Origin of the sequence: Arcicella aquatica (assembly GCF_034928825.1) — a bacterium.
Classification (GTDB): domain Bacteria; phylum Bacteroidota; class Bacteroidia; order Cytophagales; family Spirosomataceae; genus Arcicella; species Arcicella aquatica.
This window is the reverse complement of sequence record NZ_JAYFUL010000020.1, coordinates 26,398-46,966: the sequence shown is the minus strand read 5'-3', so window position 1 is coordinate 46,966 and position 20,569 is coordinate 26,398. Positions and strand designations below refer to the sequence as shown.

Annotated in this window: 15 protein-coding genes; 5 read left to right on the top strand and 10 right to left on the bottom strand. The window is 34.1% G+C overall.

The features are described 5' to 3' along the window. Positions 1-12 precede the first annotated feature (12 nt). The 4 genes from VB264_RS13200 to VB264_RS13185 form a co-directional block, all read right to left on the bottom strand. Entirely contained in the window at positions 13-933 is a 921-nt protein-coding gene (locus VB264_RS13200) for an HNH endonuclease family protein (protein WP_323250058.1), read from the bottom strand. A gap of 2 nt (positions 934-935) precedes the next feature. After that, positions 936-2,099 carry an AAA family ATPase gene (locus VB264_RS13195; protein ID WP_323250057.1) on the bottom strand — a complete coding sequence of 388 codons (1,164 nt, stop codon included), beginning with the start codon at positions 2,097-2,099 and terminating at the stop codon, positions 936-938. 464 nt (positions 2,100-2,563) lie between these two features. Continuing rightward, positions 2,564-3,451 carry a glycerophosphodiester phosphodiesterase family protein gene (locus tag VB264_RS13190; RefSeq protein WP_323250055.1) on the bottom strand — a complete coding sequence of 296 codons (888 nt, stop codon included), beginning with the start codon at positions 3,449-3,451 and terminating at the stop codon, positions 2,564-2,566. A 101-nt stretch (positions 3,452-3,552) separates the two neighbouring features. Further along, on the bottom strand, positions 3,553-3,726 hold the full coding sequence (locus tag VB264_RS13185) for a hypothetical protein (protein WP_309912448.1): 174 nt from the start codon (positions 3,724-3,726) through the stop codon (positions 3,553-3,555). A gap of 302 nt (positions 3,727-4,028) precedes the next feature. On the opposite strand from VB264_RS13185, the gene VB264_RS13180 reads away from it, so the two are divergent. Then, entirely contained in the window at positions 4,029-4,724 is a 696-nt protein-coding gene (locus VB264_RS13180) for an XRE family transcriptional regulator (protein ID WP_323250053.1), read from the top strand. A 106-nt stretch (positions 4,725-4,830) separates the two neighbouring features. Continuing rightward, on the top strand, positions 4,831-5,457 hold the full coding sequence (locus VB264_RS13175; RefSeq protein WP_323250051.1) for a nitroreductase family protein: 627 nt from the start codon (positions 4,831-4,833) through the stop codon (positions 5,455-5,457). A 63-nt stretch (positions 5,458-5,520) separates the two neighbouring features. On the opposite strand, the gene VB264_RS13170 is transcribed toward VB264_RS13175, so the two are convergent. Continuing rightward, positions 5,521-5,913 (bottom strand): hypothetical protein, encoded by a 393-nt coding sequence (locus VB264_RS13170; protein WP_323250049.1) that lies wholly within the window; start codon positions 5,911-5,913, stop codon positions 5,521-5,523. Between the two features lie 7 nt (positions 5,914-5,920). Next, the gene (locus tag VB264_RS13165; RefSeq protein WP_323250047.1) at positions 5,921-8,341 is read right to left on the bottom strand and encodes an alpha-L-rhamnosidase-related protein; all 2,421 of its coding nucleotides are present in this window, start codon (positions 8,339-8,341) and stop codon (positions 5,921-5,923) included. A 419-nt stretch (positions 8,342-8,760) separates the two neighbouring features. Here VB264_RS13165 and VB264_RS13160 point away from each other — a divergent pair, with 419 nt between their 5' ends. Beyond that, positions 8,761-10,647, top strand: coding sequence for a beta-N-acetylhexosaminidase (locus tag VB264_RS13160; protein ID WP_323250045.1), 1,887 nt, complete (start codon positions 8,761-8,763; stop codon positions 10,645-10,647). A 376-nt stretch (positions 10,648-11,023) separates the two neighbouring features. Further along, the gene (locus VB264_RS13155; protein WP_407654654.1) at positions 11,024-15,181 is read left to right on the top strand and encodes a hybrid sensor histidine kinase/response regulator; all 4,158 of its coding nucleotides are present in this window, start codon (positions 11,024-11,026) and stop codon (positions 15,179-15,181) included. Positions 15,182-15,230: 49 nt separating this feature from the next. On the opposite strand, the gene VB264_RS13150 is transcribed toward VB264_RS13155, so the two are convergent. The 3 genes from VB264_RS13150 to VB264_RS13140 all read right to left on the bottom strand — a co-directional run bounded on the left by VB264_RS13150 (position 15,231) and on the right by VB264_RS13140 (position 17,363). Next, positions 15,231-16,064: a universal stress protein gene (locus tag VB264_RS13150; protein WP_323250041.1), complete on the bottom strand. Its 834-nt coding sequence runs from the start codon at positions 16,062-16,064 to the stop codon at positions 15,231-15,233. Positions 16,065-16,164: 100 nt separating this feature from the next. After that, positions 16,165-16,530, bottom strand: coding sequence for a cyclic nucleotide-binding domain-containing protein (locus VB264_RS13145; RefSeq protein ID WP_309912432.1), 366 nt, complete (start codon positions 16,528-16,530; stop codon positions 16,165-16,167). A gap of 140 nt (positions 16,531-16,670) precedes the next feature. Continuing rightward, positions 16,671-17,363 (bottom strand): Crp/Fnr family transcriptional regulator, encoded by a 693-nt coding sequence (locus VB264_RS13140; RefSeq protein ID WP_309912430.1) that lies wholly within the window; start codon positions 17,361-17,363, stop codon positions 16,671-16,673. A gap of 192 nt (positions 17,364-17,555) precedes the next feature. Here VB264_RS13140 and VB264_RS13135 point away from each other — a divergent pair, with 192 nt between their 5' ends. Beyond that, positions 17,556-19,964: a heavy metal translocating P-type ATPase gene (locus tag VB264_RS13135; protein ID WP_323250039.1), complete on the top strand. Its 2,409-nt coding sequence runs from the start codon at positions 17,556-17,558 to the stop codon at positions 19,962-19,964. A 3-nt stretch (positions 19,965-19,967) separates the two neighbouring features. On the opposite strand, the gene VB264_RS13130 is transcribed toward VB264_RS13135, so the two are convergent. Beyond that, positions 19,968-20,477 (bottom strand): AidA/PixA family protein, encoded by a 510-nt coding sequence (locus VB264_RS13130; protein WP_323250037.1) that lies wholly within the window; start codon positions 20,475-20,477, stop codon positions 19,968-19,970. Positions 20,478-20,569 lie beyond the last annotated feature (92 nt).

Here is a 20,569-nt window from a genome sequence, read left to right as displayed (position 1 = left end):
TAGTGAAAAAACTTACAAATCGCCATTTTTGTAGGCTTTGAAATAAGCAAGGATGATATCTTGGTCTTTTATTGGTAAATTAGGGATAACAAGTTTTTGGAAATTTTCAACATTTTCCAATATAAACCATCTTAATAGTGTAAACGTCTTCGTAGAGATTGTTTTGTCTTTATCTAAATCTTCAAAAAACTCTTTCATTTCTGATTTGAATGTTTCTTTAGAAATACTTCCTTTTGAATATAGCCCTAATATTTTTCTAATACCGTTTTTAATATTATCATTGATGTAGTCTAATCTATTAAACAAAAGAGATTCACGGTTAAGATTACAAATACTGACAGTTTTAAATCCTCTTCCATTTATACCGTCAAGTCCTGTTATTGAAATTCCTTTTTTGTTGACATCAATTTCAAAAGCTAAAAATTCTTTGGGTTCATCAATTTCTGGATGCAGTAGAAGGGGAGCTTCATTTTTGTTTAAATATGATGCTTTTACTTTCGCAGTATCTAATTTTTGATTTGTCTTACAATCCTCAAAAGTCAAGTGTTTGTTTTTTACAGGAAATTGGTCTGCTTTACCACCACCAATTTTATTACATTCATGGCAAGTAGGTAACAGGTTTGTCCATTCATAACATAACCAATAATATCCACCATGTTTTGTACTTTGTACTCTCCCTTTTGGGCGATAATGTTCAATGTATATTTGGGTTCGCTCTTCGCAATAGGCACATTTACCATGATAGATATCATGCAATTTTTCTACTACAGCATCCCCTTTACTACCATCCAGTTTGATGTATTTCCCTCTATAAATGTCAGATTTAATTAGACTTTTGTCCTGTGTTTCAATAATATTTTGTAAACTATCAATGGCATCTTGACTTACTAATTGTGTAGGTATATTCTCTAAGTCTTTAACTACTTTCCGCATTGTTATTTCACTTTTAATAGGTCTAATAATTCTTGTTTATTTTCTTCGGTCAAAAAATCATCTATCTGTTTATCTAATTGGTCGTGAAACAATACTTCTTTATAAGTATCCTCAGTTCTCACTATCTCATCATTACTTTTACTTTCTGGAATTAAGTCTTGAAAACCAAAAATTGGGGAACTTAAAATGGTGTTTGGTGTAAGTACACTGAAATCTATATCTAATAATTCTGCTTTAATGCCTTCTTCTTTACTTCTTGATACATTGATTATCACAGAATTTTTGGGCGCCCCCAACAAAGGAATTGGACTGTGTGTTGAAACAATAAACTGAATTTTTGGAAATAATTCAGTCAATTTTTCTACAAATAGTTTTTGGTATTTTGGGTGAAGATGTAATTCAAATTCGTCGATTAGGACAATGCCTTCTAAATCTTTATAATCTTCAACATCTTGTTCTAAAGAAAGCCTAAATATCATATCACCAATCATTCCGATAATATTTCTGTAACCAGCAGCTAATTGATCAAAAGTAAGACCTTCAGGATATTGATTTCCTTCTTCATCTTTTTCAAAGTACTTTACTATTGTAGTTTTGATTTTATCATCAAAGCTAACTTGAATAGTTCCTAAACGTGGCAATAATTCTCTGAAAATTTTAGCAAGCTTTGCCTTTCCTTCTGCATAATTTATACTCCAATCTTTGAAACGTTCCTCAATATTTATGAGTAACGTGTCATTAGAAAAAAGAGAGGAAGTAGAATCATATTTTTTTGTTACTTCTGTAGATGTACCTGCTGATATTCTAAGTCTAGTAGAACCATAACCAATAGTATAATCAATTAAACCCATTACAATTCCTCCATACATTTCACTATAATAATCAAAATAATTTTCATCATTTATATCTTCTTGTGAAAATTCAGGAATGATTTCATTATTTTTCTTGAAAGAAAATAATACTGTGGCTTCATTCTCTTGTTCCTCCTCCAAGTCTATTTTTTGTGTAAAACCTAATGCCAACGCCTGCAAAACCGAAGTTTTCCCAAACCCATTTTCACCTGTCAAAAAAATCCATTGTGTATCATCTGGAATATTATCAATTTGTGTATCAATAATTCCTCTGTAATTTTTAATATGAAATGATTTTAGAGCGATTGGTAGCATTGTGATAGATTTTGTTTTACCGAAATTACAAATTTAAAAGCAAGTCTAAAACAAAATTGATAACATATCAAATGCAACACCCTAATCCAGAATTAATCAATGCCAACTTTTTAAATGCTGATTTGAAAAGTTTGCATTGATTAATAAGAAGAGGATGATAAAACCACAGATGTAATAATGGAAGATTTACTGAAAATGGGCAGGGATATTAGCAGAGGAATTATTTTAGCAGAGAATAATCTTAATACAAGAGCTCGGAAATTTCCGAGCTCTTTTGTTTTTAGATAGTGTAGAACGGTATGGGCAGAACTATATAATTTTTTTTGATACAACTTTCAATTTTTTTAGGTAGAACTTTCAACTTTTTCTTAGGTGTAACTTTAATTTTATTAGGTGCGACTTTATCATTCTTTAGGTGTAATTTGTATTTATCATAGGTAGAACTTGTTTTTTATGGGTAGAGCTTATAAATTTTTAGCACGATTGGGATAATCAGTAATTAGACCATCTACACCGATGGCTTTTATATTTTTCATATCCTCGACATTATTCACTGTCCATGGCACTACTTTCACATTTTTATCATGGCAATATTGTACTTGCTCTTGTGTCAAGAGTTTATAATATGGGCTATAATAGCTTGGTAAAAAGCCTAAAGCCTCAAATGTTTTTGCTGGACCCTCTTTCTCAACCAAGGCAGATAGAGGGATGTTTTTATACTGATTCGCTTCAATTTGTTTGTGCCAATAAATCAACACGTTAAAATCAAAACTTTGTAAAATAACCCTATTGGCGGGTAGGGCTTTGATAATTTCCTGATAAACCAAATCAGAGAATTCTTTAATTGTTGCAGGTTGATAGGTGCCATAGTCTTTTTCTTCAGATTTAATCTCAATATTATATTGAACAGCCCTTAGGCCTTTTTCTTTTATATATGCTTCACAAGCCTTTATCGTTTCCGAAAGTAAGGGCTTGTAGGTAGGTGTTTTTTCTTGTTCTGGAAACAAGGCATTTCCTCGTTTCCCAGTATCAAATTCCTTTATTTGTTGATAGGTCATCTGATACAAATTCAAAGTGGCTTCTTCTACTTTGCTTACTGGTGTACCGTCGGGCTTGGTTACGTACAACGCATTCATATATGGTTCGTGCGAAACCACTACTTTTTTGTCTTTAGAAATACATACATCCATTTCTAAAGTAGTAACCCCCAAGTCCAATGCTTTTTTAAAAGCAGGAATACTGTTTTCAGGCATTAAGCCTCTTGCTCCACGATGCCCTTCAAGGTCAAAGCCTTGGGCAAACATATTAGTGGTATATGTAAATAGTAATAATAAAAGGATAGACTTTTTCATCAGTTTTGTTACATCATTGATGTTTAAGAAACACAAAAGTACTTTAATTTATGCTCCTTATTTGTCTAACACATATTATGATTGAATTAATAAAAAAAGGATTAATTACGAGCAAACGAGTGATATTTAATCGTTACTCTATACCCTCTTTTGTCAGGTAATACTTCTGATTTATCTAATACTACTTGATGATTGCCAGCATCAATAAAATTAGCTGCTCTTTCTATAGCTTTAATTAAATCATACGAAGTAAAAAGTTTTGTTTTCGTTTTCATGGTCTTTGGAAGTTATATCTCTTACAAGATGTTTATGAATTCATTAAAAAAATGATCGTTTAATCAGTACTCAAAAACCTTAACACTTTGGTATAAAAATCTTATACCTGTCCAATTTTTTCCCTATAAGACTTATAACATATATTTCTTCGAAAACTCATATTGAAAATATATATTATAAAACTAAAGATTAAAAAAAGTATTCTTTTTGAACTTTTGACTAGTTTTTGTATATTTACAAAATGCATCTGCGTCAATTCAGTGAATAAATTTACTCAAAATAAAAATTAAAAACCAAATTTATGGATACTTTTTTTAGTCAAAATCTACAATTTTTACGCAAAAGCCTAGAAGGTAAGGTTTCTCAGGAGAAAATGGCTGATGAATTAATGATAAAGAAGTCAACTTTGGGTTCTTACGAGAGCGGTAGAGCAGAACCGCGTTACACAGATTTGGTTAAACTTGCGGAATATTTTAATGTGAACATAGATGAATTATTGAAAGAAGATCTCTCTGTAAAGTCGCCTAGTCCTAAGCAAGAAGAACGATTACGAATTTTAACTACTACTGTTAATATAGATAATGAAGAAAATATTGAATATGTGCCCATTAAGGCAGTAGCGGGATATGTAAATGGCTATGGAGACTTAGAGTATATTAGTAACCTACCTGTATTCAATGTGCCTTTTTTGGCAAAAGACAAAAAATATAGGGTGTTTCCAATTCAAGGCGATTCGATGTTACCCCTCCGAGAAGGCTCTTTGGTTTTTGCAGAATATGTGGAAAATTGGAAGACTGTCAAAGATGGAACAGTTTGTATCGTTGTAACCAGAAGTGAAGGCATAGTACTTAAAAAAGTTTTTAATTATTTAGCCGAAATGAATGTGCTTGTTTTGAAATCAACCAATGAACATTATGCTCCCTATCCAGTTTTGGGGGATGATATACAGGAATTATGGAAGTTTGTAGGCTATTATTCTTCTAAATATCCATTATAAATAGCACAGATGACCAGCTATTATAGTCAAATAGGTTTTATTAGGCATGCTTTTTTTGATATAAATATTTAGTTTTGAACTAAATGCCAATTAAATAAAAAATATCATGAACCTAATAGAGACTTTAAATTGGCGATATGCCACCAAAAGAATGACTGGGGAAGTAGTTCCTCAGGAAAAAGTTGATAACATCCTAGAAGCCATTCGTTTATCAGCTTCTTCTATGGGCTTGCAGCCATTTAATGTGATAGTAATTGATAATCCAGCATTGAAAAGTAAAATTCAGCCAGTGGCTAATAATCAACCACAAATAGTTGAATCTTCACATTTGTTGATATTTGCGGCTTGGGCAAACATCACACAAGAGAAAATAGATGCTTACTTAGACTTGATTGTCTCTGAAAGAGGAGTTACACCAGAATCATTAGCAGGTTTTAGAAAAAGCCTTGAAGGTTTGTTAAAACATAGCAAAGAAGAAAACTATCATTGGGCAGCGCGTCAGGCTTATATTGCTTTAGGAACTGGACTAGTTGCTGCTGCAAACGAGCAAGTAGATGCTACACCTATGGAAGGCTTTAGTCCTGAAGGAGTAGATGAACTATTAGGTTTGGAAGAAAAAGGACTAAGAAGTGTTGCCTTTATGACATTAGGTTATCGTGATGTCGCTAAAGACCCTTTGGCATTTGCTAAAAAAGTAAGAAGAAGCACTGAAGATTTCTTTATAAGATTATAAGATTTCAATAAAAAGAGAGGAGCTAGTAAATATTTGATTTACTAGCTCCTCTCTTTTTATTTACTAACATCCACAAAAGCCTTTGTATTGATAAAAGTAGTTTTTACCTTGATAAATCACCTTAATCTTAAAACGATAATACTCTAAACAGCTATCAGGTACTTTCTTGATAAAAGTTTGATGAATCAATATTTTGTATCTTTCATTGGCAAAAGCTTCGGAATAATACTTTGTGCCTTTTATAGCTTTAAAAGCCTCATCTTTTCCTGTTATATTAAACAACGCTATATTATCTTCCTCATCAGATTCTGACAAATTAGCAATCGTTTTATTATTTCCTTTTTCAATATAACAACCTGCATGGTGTTTAGGGTCTTTTAAAGCATGGAAGACTGGCTTTTGTGCCAAAGCCTGCCATGTAATCAAATGCATCCAAAGCATTATTGCTATTTTCATGTGAATATTAATTTAGGACTAAACTTATCTTCTTTTCTGAACTTTCAATGATATCCGATTTACCCTTGTTAATAGGTACTACAACCTTTCCATTCAAAACAAAGTGATGATATTTTCCCGTCGGAAAAGTAAGGACAAGTTTCCAATCTGATTGTGATTGTTCAATTTTCAAGGTTAAGTTATTACTATTATTGTCATAATGAATACCTATTTCATTGTCGCCAACCTTTACATTTTCCAGACTCGCTTGATGCCAAGTACTAGGCATTTGTGGTTGAATCAAAATCGTTTTCTCTGAAGCCTTTGGTTGTATCCCGAAAAATTGTTGGACAATAGGAACACCATAACTATATAAATTCCAAGCCTGTGCTACCATTCCATAGTCGGGCGAGACTTCGTAAATAGAACCGGGTAAGGCAAAACTAAACGATTTGGTCATTGCGTTCAAATAATGCAATGCCCTATCTGGGCGACCGTAATTGTTTTCGGCAATGGCTAATACGCCCGTTGGTAAGGTCATTACTGCTCCAGTATAAGTAAATATCTTCCGATTCAGCGAAGTAGGCATTTCGTCTTTGCCTGCTGTTTCGTCTCGGTCGATACCCGTTACAAACACACCAAATGGACTGACAAATTTGCTGGCAGTGTTCAAGGCTATAATGGCTTTATCAGCATCAGCAATGCCCATTTCCATAGGAGTATTTACTACCCAATTATGATGAAGTACAAAACCTTGCGAAGTATTAGCAGGTAATGCCGATATTTTATTTTTAGTAATGTTGAGTTCTTCTACAGCCCACGGTTTTTTAAGGGTGTCGGCTCTGATGATGGCATCATCAATTAAATGTAAGGCTTGTTCTTTAGTACCAATAAAATCAGCAAAGGAATTGGCATCAGCCACCCAAAAATCTTTATTGATTTTCTGACGGATTAATTGAGCTTTGTCTGAATACATTGTTGCTAAGGCATTATCATCCATTGCTTTCGCCATTTCAGCAGCATCTGCAAAGGCTTTTTGGGTATAAACCGCTACGTCAATCATTTCTGAGTTCATCCCATGAATTTCCATCATGCCAAAACCATCTGGAAACAAATTGCCATTAGCATCGTTCTTAGTCATTAGCCAGTCTAACCCTTTTTTAATAGTTGGGAAATATTTAGCTAAAAACTCCTTATCGCCCGTCCATTGATATACTTTATAAATGAGCGAAGCAAATTGTGGTGTTTCATTGATATTGCCATCGTTGAAAACGGCTCCATTTGTAGAAACTTCGTGAAGTATTTTGCCATTATCACTGGTTTTCTTTGAAATTTTATGAATCAAATCAATTGCATTGTAAACCACATCTTTTCTGCCTGTGGCAATTAAGCCTTGTAAGGCGTACTCGCCATCTACGCCAAACCACCAAGGATAGTCGGGCAAGCCAGCAGATAAGCCACGACCAATTTCTGGCACATCGCGAATCAACCAATCTGTATCGTACTTAACCCAACGAAAGGCCTGTTCTAATTTTTTATCAGGAATTGTCAAACGTGTTTGATGATCAATACTTTCATAGCGTAATCGTTTTTCAGCCAATAATTTTGAAGCATTCGTTTGAACAAACTGATAGGTATCTTTCATCTGCTGTGAAGATTGATACGACCCTGCTATGGTGATAGGAATAGTTTTAGCGCTATTCGCAGGAACAGTGAGTGTAAAACTTAAAGCTGCCCTACAGCCTTTTCCTTGAGGTTGATAATTGCAAACAGGAGTTACATTTGCCTTTTCAGCATTCAGCCCACCAAACATGACGAACCAAGGATTTAAAGCATCTTTAACTATCCAAGTATTGGTGGCTTCATCCCATGTTGCTTCATCATTGCCATCTATCATTCCTGTTTTTTCACCTAGCCAAACAGGGCGTAAATCAGTATAAGTATCAAATAAGAACGTGAAAGTTTTGTCAGTAGCTTCTGTATTGTTAAACGTATATTCTATTACTACGGCTTCTTGCCCGTCAGGTATAAACTGAAAGCGTTCGATTGATAAGCCTTTTACAGCGGATTGATAAGCGTGTTTATTGGCAAAGGGATAATTGACAAATTCATCAGCTTGGGACAAGCAGGTAGATTGCCCATTTATCACAATTGTTCCTGTAAAGCCATCTATTAATTTGATAGGATGATCCCAAATACCACCCATTTCGCCTGCTACGTGCCAACCCAAATCAGGAAACTGACCGTTCTGATGACCTATCATATACAACCTATCGCCCGCAGTGACATAAGGAGAATTGAGGTATTCGGTTCTTCCTTTAATACTTTCAACATTGGATAATGACTTTTCTAAGTTTAGTTTTGAGGAAATTTTTTGAGTACAGTTGGTCACCAAGAGGCTTATCCAAGCAAGACCAAGTACACTAAATCGCTTTTTAAGGGTATTCATAGATTGTTTATTTATAAAAATGGAGTTGATAATCAATTAACCTGTAGCGTAATATTTTATTTTTCTACAGGTAATTCAGGGTATTTTCTTGTATAAATATCAGAAAATTTGTGAACAAAATAAGGGAAAATTTCTAAGGAAAATACCATCACTTATGATGAATCATTATTTAAAATAGTATTATTGCAGTCAAGTAGTGATTAGTAAATATTGATTGGTGATTAGTTGTGTTCTGTGCTTGCCTAAAATAGGTTGACATAAATTTCAACTTATTGATGAGTAAATCGAAATTCGATTCTAAAAAAAGTATATGTATTTCAAGTTGCTAGTTATTAATTGTTTACGGTAAATGGAAACGTTGCTATAATTTTATTGATTACTTAACAAAAACTTTGTCCAATTAAAAATTAAAGAACCAAATGAAAAAAACACTGTTTATTGTATTGCTCTTGGCAAGCTTTTCAGGCAAATCCCAAAAAAGTAGTTTAAATATTATTCCGCAGCCAGTAGAAATTGAACAAACTGCTGGTTTATTTACGCTTACTAAATCAACCATTATCAGCTATAATAATGCTTCGGCACGTTCGGTGGCTGATATGCTGGTGCAAAAACTAAATACACCAACTGGATTTTTGTTGAAAACACAAGAGGGCAAAGGCGGTGCGATACAGTTGATTCTCAATGAAACCAACAACGATAACATAGGTAAGGAAGGTTATACTATCGTATCAACCACTAAAGCAGTTATTGTGAGTGCTAATACTACGGCTGGTTTATTTTATGGTATTCAAACACTTGTTCAATTATTACCAAAGGAAATAGAAGCCAAAGCTGTTGCAAAATCTTCGTGGACGATTCCTGCGGTAAAAATTACAGACTATCCAAGATTTGCATGGAGAGGAATAATGTTTGATGTCAGTCGTAATTTCTTTTCAAAGGAGGATGTGAAGAAATACATCGACCAATTGGCTAGAATGAAATATAATACCTTCCATTGGCACTTAACAGATGACGAAGGATGGAGAATAGAGATAAAATCATTGCCAAAACTTACGCAGGTAGGTGCATTTAGAGTACCTCGCTCAGGACACTTTGGCGACCGCGCTATTCCTAAAGACGGTGAAGCCGCTACGGTAGGAGGATTTTATACACAAGACGATATCAGAGAGGTAGTTGCCTATGCACAAGACAGAAATGTTACGATTGTGCCAGAAATTGATGTGCCAGGTCATAGCATGGCAGCGATTGCGGCGTATCCAGAATTAAGCTGTAACAAAAATCCAAAAACTTTTGTAAACCCTGGGGCTGCGATGGCCGATTGGTACGGAAACGGAACCTTTAAAATGTTGTACGAAAATACCTTGAATCCTTCGGATGAAAAAGTGTATGAGTTTTTAGATAAAGTGTTTACAGAAGTAGCTACGCTTTTCCCTAATAAATATATCCATGTTGGTGGCGATGAATGTTATAAAGGTTTTTGGGCAGCAGATGAAGGTTGTCAAGCATTGATGAAGCAACTCAACATCCGTCATGTGGAAGATTTACAGGGCTATTTTATGAATCGTCTAGAAAAAATATTAAAAGCAAAAGGCAAAAAACTACTAGGTTGGGATGAAATCTTAGAAGGAGGTATTTCGCCAGAAGCCACTGTGATGAGTTGGAGAGGAATTAAAGGAGGTATTGAAGCAGCAAAAATGGGACATGACGTAGTGATGACACCTACAACTTTTGCTTATTTAGACTATAACCAAGGGGAGGCTACTATCGACCCTCCGATTTATGCAGGTTTGCGTGTCAGTAAAAGTTATAGCTTTGAACCTGTGCCTGATGGTGTAGATGCTAAATATATTTTAGGTGGACAAGGGAATATGTGGACTGAGCAAATACCATCATTGAGATATGCTGAATATATGTCTTATCCAAGAGTGTGGGCGTTGGCAGACGTGTATTGGTCACCGAAAGCATCCAAAAATTGGGATAATTTTGCTAAGCGCATGGAGGCACATTTTGAAAGAGCGGATTTGGCACAAGTGAATTATTCTCGTGCGGTATATGATGCCATCGTAAAAACGACGTTAAAAGATAATAAACTTAGTTTGGAGCTAGGAACAGAGTTATCTGATTTGGATATTTATTATACCATTGATGACACCATGCCTGACAGTTTTTCACCTAAATATAGTTCTATCGTTGACTTGCCAGAAGGTCCTATTACTTTAAGAGTAATTACATATCGTAGTGGAAAACCAATTGGACATTTGATTACGCTAAAAAGAGCAGATTTAGAAAAGAGAGCTTCAAAGTAGTAATTTTATATTTTTTAAAAGAATAGTATAAAAATTTTAATGTTTCATTATTCAAGTGTCTTTATTTTCTCAGGAAAAAGGCTTAACTTGAATAATGAAACATTATTTTTTTATGGGATAATTGTTTTTTATTTGTTTGAATAAATGCTACCTTATTGCCTTTAGTTGTGTTACTGGTGTTGTTTAGAAGGGTAGAAGAATTTACTTCATCTCTAAAAAAAAGAAAAAATAATATTTTTTAACGTTTTCAGCATACTTTAGCCCGATTATTGTTTTAAGAAAATACAAGACAGTGTTTCCCTTATTTATGTATGTTTTTGATAACCTACAAGAGAGGAAAATATGATTCAGATAACCACACACATTTTCTAAAATTATGATATTGTGTAGATTTAATATAACAGCCCTTTTGATAACTATTTTTTGGATACCCATATTTGGACAAGTTCAAAAAACTCATTTCAAAAGATTTTCAAATACTGAGGGACTTTCTCAGAGTCACGTAAGGGCTATACTAAAGGATAGCAAGGGCTTTATGTGGTTTGCAACGGGCGAAGGGCTCAATAAATTCGATGCTTATAATTTTACTGTATATAAACATTCAGTAGAGAACCCCAACACCATTAGTGATAATTTAGTATTTGATATATTAGAAGATGACGAAAACAATATTTGGGTAGCTACGGGAATTGGATTGGATAAGTTCGACCGTAAGAAAGAGGTCTTTACACATTGTATCAATGTAGATAAAAGATTAATTGTAAGAGATATTTTTCAGGATAGTAAAAAACGTATTTGGCTAGGTACCAATTTGGGTCTTGTGTTATATAACCCAACAACAGGAAAATATATTTCATATAAACACGAGGGGAATAATAAGAATAGCTTAAGTAATGATTATATTTTCAAAATCTGTGAAGATAAAAATCATGAAATATGGATTGCTACGCAAGATGGGCTAAATAGGTTTAATCCAGAAACAAAGCAATTTGTAAGGTATTTTCATGACCCTAAAAATCCTACTAGTATTTCTTCAAGTTTTATCAAAACAGTGTACCTAGACGCTGAAAAGACTATTTGGATTGGTACACTAGGAGGAGGTATTGCCAAGTTTAATGATAAAACTGATAACTTTACTATTTTTAGACACAATCCAAAGAACCGTAATAGCCTAGCCCTTGATGATATTTTATCTTTTAATGAAGATGAAGAGCATAATCTGTGGATAGGTACGGAAAATGGAGGAATCAGTGTTTTCAATAGAAAAACAAATGGCTTTACTACCATTGAAAATGACCCTAACGATAATTCTAGTTTGAGTAGCAACTCTGTTTATTGCATGTACCTTGATAATATCGGAAATATGTGGATTGGGACTTATTCAGGAGGGGTATGTTATTTGCCAAAATCAGGAAGTAAATTTCCTCTTTTCAAACATCGGATAGGTGAAAATAGTTTAAACAATAATATTGTACTGGCTATTGAAGATGATTATAAAGGGAATGTCTGGATTGGTACTGATGGAGGTGGGCTAAATAAATTCAATCCAATTACGAATCAATTTTCGTATTTAAAACATGACCCCCAAAATATTAATAGTCCGAGTACTGATTACATCATTTCGGTGTTAGAAGTGGAGAAAGACATATTGGCTTTGGGATATCATAGAGGCGGTTTTGATTTATTTAATACTAAAACGGGAGTATTTACGCATCATCTTCCAGAGGAAAATAACCCTATTTCTATCTCATCTAGAAGTGTAAATATTATCATCAAAGATAAACAAGCGAACCTGTGGCTAGGAACTTGGCGAGGAGGACTAAATTTCTATGATAGAAAAAACAATACTTTTACTCACTACCTCAATAATCCGAAGGATAATACAACACTTTGTGATAATGTTGTAACGACCCTGTGTGAGGACAAAAAAGGAAATATCTGGATTGGGACTGAAAATGGACTTGATAAATTTGATATTCATACCAAACAATTTGTTCATTACAGACAAGACCCTTCAAATCCTAATAGCTTGAGTAATAACCTGATTTACGTTATTGTAGAAAATGAACAAGGGAAAATTTGGATTGGGACTGGAAGTGGATTAAATATTTTTAATCCTAAAACCAATATTTTTACCAAATTGAAAGAGAAAGATGGTCTGTCGAATGAAGCAATCAAAGCGATTGTAAAAGACAATGATGGTTTCTATTGGTTAAGTACTAATAAAGGAGTTTCAAGGTATGACCGTAAGAATAAGGTCTTTAAAAACTATGATATTTCTGATGGTTTGCAAGGCAATGAATTTAAAGTCCACTCATCTTTAAAAACACCAGATGGGAAAATATACTTTGGAGGCTCTAATGGCTTTAATGCTTTCTATCCTCAAAAAGTAATAGATAATGCATTTGTTCCGCCGATTTATATTACTAATTTTTTCATTTTTAATAAGGCTGTAGAGATTGGCAATAAATCTCCGCTTACAAGCCACATTAATGAGACGAAGGAAATAGAACTTGATATGAAACAATCAGTGTTTTCATTTGAATTCGCTGCATTGAATTATACTTTGGCAGAAAAAAACCAATATGCATATAAATTAGATGGTTTTGACAAAGATTGGAATTATATAGGCAATAAACGAGGGGCGACATACACTAATTTAGACCCTGGGCATTATATATTCAGGGTAAAAGCATCTAATAATGATGGCTTGTGGAATAATGAAGGAATAGCCATTGATTTGATTATTACACCACCCTTTTGGATGACGCATTGGTTTAGAGTATTGATGGGTTTTGTCATAATAGGGGGGGCTTTTGCATTTTATCGTTATAGAATAGGGCTGGTAAATGTAAAAAAAGCATTGCTAGAAAAAGAGGTAAAACTCAGAACAGCCCAATTGATGCAATCGACTATTGAGGAAAGAAAAGCTAGAAAAGAGGCTGAACAGGCAAATCGTGCTAAAAGTATTTTCTTGGCAACAATGAGCCACGAAATCCGTACGCCATTGAATGGTATTATTGGTGTGGCATCTTTGTTAGAAGAAACGCAGCTAGACGAAGAACAACGCAATTATTCTAAAACGATTCATGCTTGTGGAGATGATTTGTTAACGGTAATTAATGACATTCTTGATTTTTCTAAGATTGAATCTGGAAAAATGGAGCTTGAAAAGAAAGACTTTAATATACGTGTTTGTACTGAAGAGGTTCTTGATGTTTTTGCCGTAAAAGCGGCTTCATTGAAATTAGATTTACTTTGCCATATAGAAGCAGATGTGCCTAACCAAGTAGTCGGAGATAGCCTCAGATTAAGGCAAGTACTGTTGAATTTGATAGGAAATGCTATTAAATTTACAGAACGAGGAGAGATTTTTGTCAGAGTATTTATGATTAAAAATGAAAAGAATGCTCCTTTAGAAATAGGTTTTCAAGTAATAGATACTGGAATAGGTATTCCCGCAGATAAAATAGACAGGTTGTTTAAAGCATTTTCTCAAGTAGATTCTTCAACAACCCGTAGATATGGTGGAACTGGATTAGGATTGGTAATAAGTGAAAAATTAGTGTCTTTGATGGGAGGAACGCTTGGTGTTGAAAGTGAGTTTGGCAAAGGAGCTACTTTTACATTTTCAATACTGGTAGCTGAAAGTACAGCACCTGAAATTGTAAGTACTATTCTGCCTAAAGCTGAATTTTTAGAACATAAAAAAATACTGGTAGTTGATGACAATTCAACGAATAGAAGTATTTTGAAAGCGCAGTTAGAGCAATGGAAAATGATTCCTCTGATTGCCTCTTCAGGGACGGAAGCATTAACTTTTATTGAGAATGAAGAGGAAATATGCATGGTGATTACAGATATGCAAATGCCTGAAATGGACGGAATACAGTTAACGTTAAAAATTAAGTCCATTAAACCAAGACTACCCATTATGTTGCTTAGTTCTATCGCTGATGATCAACATAAGGCTTACCCTGATTTATTCTGTTCGGTACTTACAAAACCTGTAAAGCAACATACATTATATAAAAATATCCTTACAAATTTAACAATAAAAGAAAATAGAACTTTGACAGATAAAACATTCACTCAACCCGTCGTTCAAAAATTAGCAAATGATTTTGCTGAACGATTCCCCGTATCAATATTGGTTGCAGAGGATAATCCGATGAACCAAAAATTTACCCTTAAAGTATTAAGTAAATTGGGATACGAAGCCGATTTGGCTGAAAATGGGCTATTAGCTTTAGCGGCATTTGATAAAAAAGAATATGATATCGTTTTGATGGATTTACAAATGCCCGAAATGGACGGTTTGGAAGCATCAATGAAAATCAGGCAAAATACGGCTATCAAACAACCTGTCATTGTTGCGATGACTGCTAATATGATGAACGATTGTCAGGCCGACTGTGATGCAGCAGGAATGGATGATTACATCGGTAAACCGTTTCAGTTAGAGGCTTTTGTGAAGCTATTAGAAAAATGGGCTGTACGAATCAAAGAGAATAGAACGCAAGTAGCTAACTAGGCGAGTTTAAAATATTGAGGGTTATTTATCTGACAATAACCCTCGTTTACTATTTCTTGAAAAATAAAAGGGGCAAATCACCTTCTTGAATAAAATGTTTTGTTACACTTTCATTGAAAAATCTATCTAATAAAGATTTTTCATGGATAGCCAATACGATTACATCTGGTTTATGATTCTTGATGTAAGTTTCTAGTCCTTCAATAATTTCAGCACGATTGATGCACTTTACTTCTAAGTTATCACCTTGAAACTTATCTTCTAAAAAGCCCTTCATTTCTTGAATGGCATATCCTACATTAGGCTCAAAATAATCATGAATATGAACAACCTTACATTTTGCGCCTAATGGCTGAGTAGTTGTCAATATTTTTTGAATAGCAGCTACTTCATCTCCTTGAAAATCTGCTGCATACAATAAGTGCTGAGGATAGTTGATTGGAGCATTCGCTGGTATAACCCAAACAGGGCAATTTGCAGTTTTCATTACTTCCTGAGAATGAGTGCCTAGCCAACGTTCAAAAACATTGCTAGCACCTTTAGTCCCCATCACAATTAAATCTACTTGAATCTGATTAGCTATACTTACAATTTTATCCGTCGCTAAGCCATATTCTACTTTTTGAGTTATCCTTTCAGGAACTAACCCTGATTTTTTAATAAAATCTACGGTAAATTTTTCAAGGTTTTGTTCTGCTTCTTTTCTATTTCTATTGATGAAATTCTCAATATCAGAAGGCAATTGGTATTCAGAAATAATAGGAATACTATATATGTTCAGTAAAACTACTCTTGCATTAAATAACCTTGCTAGCATACCTGCATATTGTGCTGCATGTTTGGCATTATCACTAAAATCAGTAGGGAAAAGGATCGTTTTCATAAAATTGAAATTTAATTTATGTTTTAAAGTTCCTTTATTAATGAATAGGAAATTATGACTGTACTTTGAATAAAAAATGACATTTATCAGCTTGCCAATTTTATTCAAAAACAGTATTTCTTTCATCTATCTGATTACAGATACTCATCATAAAATACCTACGAATATCAGTATGTTCGTGGATGAGGGCATCGATTAAAGATTTTTCAAAAATCAAAAAGATAGAATGCTCTAGTACTTTTACTGAGTAAGGATGGTCTTTTTCTAAAAGCATTTCTTCTAATCCCAAAAAATACCTTTTGTTTTTAAGGACAACAGCCTCCTTCAACCCGTCTCTTAATTCCACACTTCCATCTTTGATATAAAAAACGTAGTCGGGGTGTTGTCCTTTTCTGTACAAATAGTCACCTTGTTTAAAACTCAGTTGAATACCACTGGACAATATTACTTTCTCTGCTTTATTCATGTAAATGTTTGTTAATCTGTGACCAAGTTAGCTCTTTTACTAACTTCACTGAAATGATTTTTATCAATACAATTAATGATAAAATAAGGCTAGAACTAGCTTATAAATAATTGTATCTAATGTATGTACTGGTGTATTAATTAATCGTATAAACTGCTTATTTGTAATAATTTATCGGCTCTCAGAATAGTGATTTCACTTCCACGAGTGCTTACGATACCCTCCTCTTTAAATTCAGAAAGGAACCTAATTACAGTTTCTTTAGCCGTGCCTACAATAGAAGAAAGGTCTTCGCGGGAAATGGAAATCGAAAAATGTTCCGCTTTTTTGTCGTCATAAGTGCTTTTTAATAAAAGCAAAGCCTCCGCCAAGCGTTCTCTGACAGGTTTCATTGCCAAGTGTACCAATTTATCCTGCGTATCCCCCAATACTTTGGCAAGCATCCTCATTAAGTCACTAGCCACTTTTACATTGGTATCAATAAGGTTGTTAAATTCTGTAGCAGATATAAAACAGGCCTGTGTATCATCCAAGGCAATAGCAGAAGCACTATACTTGGTATTTTCAATCAAAGACCGATAGCCCAAAGTGTCTCCTTTCTTCACAAGCCTTATTACCTGTTCTTTGCCATCAGACCCTAGCCTGCTTACTTTTACTTTTCCATTGAATACACAGAAGAGCCCTAACGGACGATTCCCCTCATGAAAAATAACCTGTCCTTTTTTATAAGTATTGAAGCATTTGCTATCGTTGATATGGTTTAATTCATCATGAGAACAGTTTTTGAAAAGTGACGAATTCTTGAATTCGCAATTATTACAGTTGGGAGTCATACATTTTCTGGATTATTATCTTCGAAATTCCCTATTTATATCTCTTTTGTAAATGACTTTAATCAGTTTTATCAATTGCTTTACTCATGTTTTGCAAATTGTTTAATGATGAACTTTGATTTGTCAAAAATTAATTTTGTGTTTTGATGCAGAGCTTTTGGGATTCTTGCTCAAAAAATAAACGCTACTCACATGATTGCCACTACCGATATAGCTCAACTTTGTTTTCACTGCGGAAATGAATGCCCCGACGACCATATTCATATAGAAGAGAAGTTTTTTTGTTGTGATGGATGCAAGACAGTTTACGAGATTCTAGACCAGAACAACCTTTGTAATTATTATGAAATAGAAAAAAAAGCTGGTAATACTCCTCAAATTTCACGGTTTGATTTTTTAGATAATCCTGAAATTGCCAAAACACTATTAGATTTTCAGAATGAAAGCATTTCAAAGGTTACTTTCTATATTCCTACCATACACTGTAGTTCATGTTTGTATTTACTTGAAAACTTATTCCGTTTGCACGAAGGCATTGAGCGTTCGCAGGTAGATTTTTTAAAGAAACAAGTAGCCGTTACCTTCAATCATAATGTAGCCCAACACGGTATCAGCTTTCGTCAATTAGCCGAATTGTTGAGTTCAGTAGGTTACGAGCCTTTGATGTCGTTGAATGATGTAGTGAAGGAAAAACAAAAGCCTAATGATAGAAAATTACTTACACAATTAGGCCTTGCAGGTTTTTGTGCGGGCAATATTATGCTCTTTAGCTTTCCTGAATACTTAGGGCTACAAGACGATACCTATAAATTGCTTTTTGGGTATTTAAACATCGTATTGGCAATACCCGTAGTATTCTACTCAGCTTCTAGCTACTTTGAATCTGTCTACAAAAGCCTTCGCAAAGGTATCGTAAACATCGATTTTCCTATCTTATTAAGCATATTGGTCGCTTTTTTCAGAGGAACCTACGAAGTTGTTTTTAATCATGGTGCGGGCTATTTTGATTCTGTTACGGGCTTAATTTTCTTTTTATTAATCGGGAAATGGTTCCAACAAAAAACATATCATTTTCTGTCTTTCGAACGCGATTATAAATCCTATTTCCCTTTGGCGGTTACTCGTTTAGTGATGGGCGTGCAAGAGTCTGTTTCAGTAAGTGCTTTAAAAAAAGGAGATAAAATTTTAATAAGAAACGGTGAGTTAATCCCTGCGGATTCATTGTTGTATAAAGGTGAAGCTAGGATAGACTATAGCTTTGTAACAGGAGAAGCTGCCCTTGAAAATAAAGAGCTGGGCGATTTTTTATTTGCTGGAGGCAGACAAGTAGGAGGGACGATAGAGATGGAAGTGCTAAAAGATGTATCTCAAAGCTATCTAACACAACTTTGGAACAATGATACGTTTCAGAAAGAGCAACAAAGCCGTATCAAAGTGTTTTCAAATTTAGTAGGTAAATACTTTACTTTTGGCGTGTTGACACTGGCATTTTCAGTGGCTACTTATTGGTATTTTCAGGATTCCAGTAAAATGTTGAATGCTTTTTCAGCCATATTAATTATTGCTTGTCCCTGCACACTGTCGTTGAGTTATCCTTTTGCACTGGGCAATGGGTTAAGGATATTGGGAAAACAGCATTTCTATTTAAAGAATGTGGATGTTATTGAAACAATGGCTAATTGCGATACCATCGTTTTTGATAAAACAGGTACAATCACAACGTCAGAAGGAGCCAAGCCACACTTTCAAGGAAAGCGCCCGCTGTCGGTTTTTGAAGAAATGTTAGTGGTTTCTTTAGCACATAATTCTTCGCACCCTATTTCACAGAAGATAAAAGAAATATCACATGAAAAACAATTTCTAGCCATTGAAGGGTTTAAAGAAACCCCAGGCAAAGGAATTGAAGGTAAATATCATGGACATTTAGTAAAGTTGGGGTCTGGTAATTTTGTCAATTCATCGCTTGAAAAAGAGTTTAATTCATTCTCTGCTTCGGTTGCTCATTTATCCATTGATGATGAATACTTAGGCTATTTTGCGTTGCCTAATCATTACAGAGCAGACATTGAAAAGACCATAAAAAACCTTGGTGAAAACTATGAAACATATTTATTATCGGGCGATAATCAACACGAAAAGACCCATTTAGAAAGTTGGTTTACCTCAAAAGAGCATTTACGGTTTGAGTGTAGCCCTCATGAAAAATTATCTTTTATCCTTAAGTTACAAGCCCAAGGCAAAAAAGTAATCATGATAGGAGATGGCTTGAATGATGCTGGGGCTTTGAAACAGGCAGAAATAGGCATAGCCGTAACGGATGATACGCTGAATTTTACCCCAATGAGTGATGGGATTTTATCAGCAGAGCATTTGAAAGACTTCCCAGCCTTTTTGAAATACAGCAGATTTGCGTTGAAGCTTATACGTTTTAGTTATATATTTTCATTAATGTACAATTGTGTTGGGTTAACTTTTGCTGTACAAGGTACGCTCTCACCAATTGTAGCGGCAATATTAATGCCTTTGAATTCAATTACGTTAGTAGGAATAGCTTCAATAGGAATGGTTTTTAAAGGAAAAAGCCTTTTTAAAGAGAAATAAGTATCAGCCTATCGATAAGGATAAATTAAACTGGAAATACCCCAAGATATTTAGATTCTCGTCACTATAAACAGAAAATCTAAGGCCATATTCACTTTTATTATGTTTATTGAAAAATCCAGTGTAAAACCAAAAATCTTTCTCAATAGTCTCACAAACAAGCGGATTGAAGCTTTTAGGGGCAATTGTTTTAACTTTTGGAAACATTTTTAGCTGAAGAGGATTATGTTCAATAGACTTCTGTAAATTCATTTCATAAAGAATAACAGGAGTATCGTAATTAGAGGTCTCTGATGACATAAAGAAATTGATCTGCAAATCTTTTGATGCATTAATATTGAGATGCTCTCCTACAAATCCTGTGATTTTTTTATTTTGTTGCCCGAATTTTACAACATAAACACAAGAGTTAGCTACCTGAGTTGGATTTGATGGGTCTTGGCTTGGCTCTGGATAATCTTTTATCAATTGCTCTGTGAATACTATAATATTGATGTTTACAATTGTATTCATGATATATGATTGGAGATAAAACGGATATATTATTGTAAAATGAAATATCGAAGCAACCTATTCTAGGAATAAATTGCTTCGAAAAGTGAAGT

Bases quoted from the DNA above. Each gene is read 5' to 3' on its own strand.
- VB264_RS13190 (WP_323250055.1), bottom strand. From the start codon at position 3,451: ATGAAAAAGTCTATCCTTTTATTATTACTATTTACATATACCACTAAT.
- VB264_RS13175 (WP_323250051.1), top strand. From the start codon at position 4,831: ATGAACCTAATAGAGACTTTAAATTGGCGATATGCCACCAAAAGAATG.
- VB264_RS13135 (WP_323250039.1), top strand. From the start codon at position 17,556: ATGATTGCCACTACCGATATAGCTCAACTTTGTTTTCACTGCGGAAAT.
- VB264_RS13200 (WP_323250058.1), bottom strand. From the start codon at position 933: ATGCGGAAAGTAGTTAAAGACTTAGAGAATATACCTACACAATTAGTA.
- VB264_RS13160 (WP_323250045.1), top strand. From the start codon at position 8,761: ATGAAAAAAACACTGTTTATTGTATTGCTCTTGGCAAGCTTTTCAGGC.
- VB264_RS13130 (WP_323250037.1), bottom strand. From the start codon at position 20,477: ATGAATACAATTGTAAACATCAATATTATAGTATTCACAGAGCAATTG.
- VB264_RS13140 (WP_309912430.1), bottom strand. From the start codon at position 17,363: ATGACTCCCAACTGTAATAATTGCGAATTCAAGAATTCGTCACTTTTC.
- VB264_RS13185 (WP_309912448.1), bottom strand. From the start codon at position 3,726: ATGAAAACGAAAACAAAACTTTTTACTTCGTATGATTTAATTAAAGCT.
- VB264_RS13165 (WP_323250047.1), bottom strand. From the start codon at position 8,341: ATGAATACCCTTAAAAAGCGATTTAGTGTACTTGGTCTTGCTTGGATA.
- VB264_RS13145 (WP_309912432.1), bottom strand. From the start codon at position 16,530: ATGAATAAAGCAGAGAAAGTAATATTGTCCAGTGGTATTCAACTGAGT.
- VB264_RS13170 (WP_323250049.1), bottom strand. From the start codon at position 5,913: ATGAAAATAGCAATAATGCTTTGGATGCATTTGATTACATGGCAGGCT.
- VB264_RS13155 (WP_407654654.1), top strand. From the start codon at position 11,024: ATGATATTGTGTAGATTTAATATAACAGCCCTTTTGATAACTATTTTT.
- VB264_RS13180 (WP_323250053.1), top strand. From the start codon at position 4,029: ATGGATACTTTTTTTAGTCAAAATCTACAATTTTTACGCAAAAGCCTA.
- VB264_RS13195 (WP_323250057.1), bottom strand. From the start codon at position 2,099: ATGCTACCAATCGCTCTAAAATCATTTCATATTAAAAATTACAGAGGA.
- VB264_RS13150 (WP_323250041.1), bottom strand. From the start codon at position 16,064: ATGAAAACGATCCTTTTCCCTACTGATTTTAGTGATAATGCCAAACAT.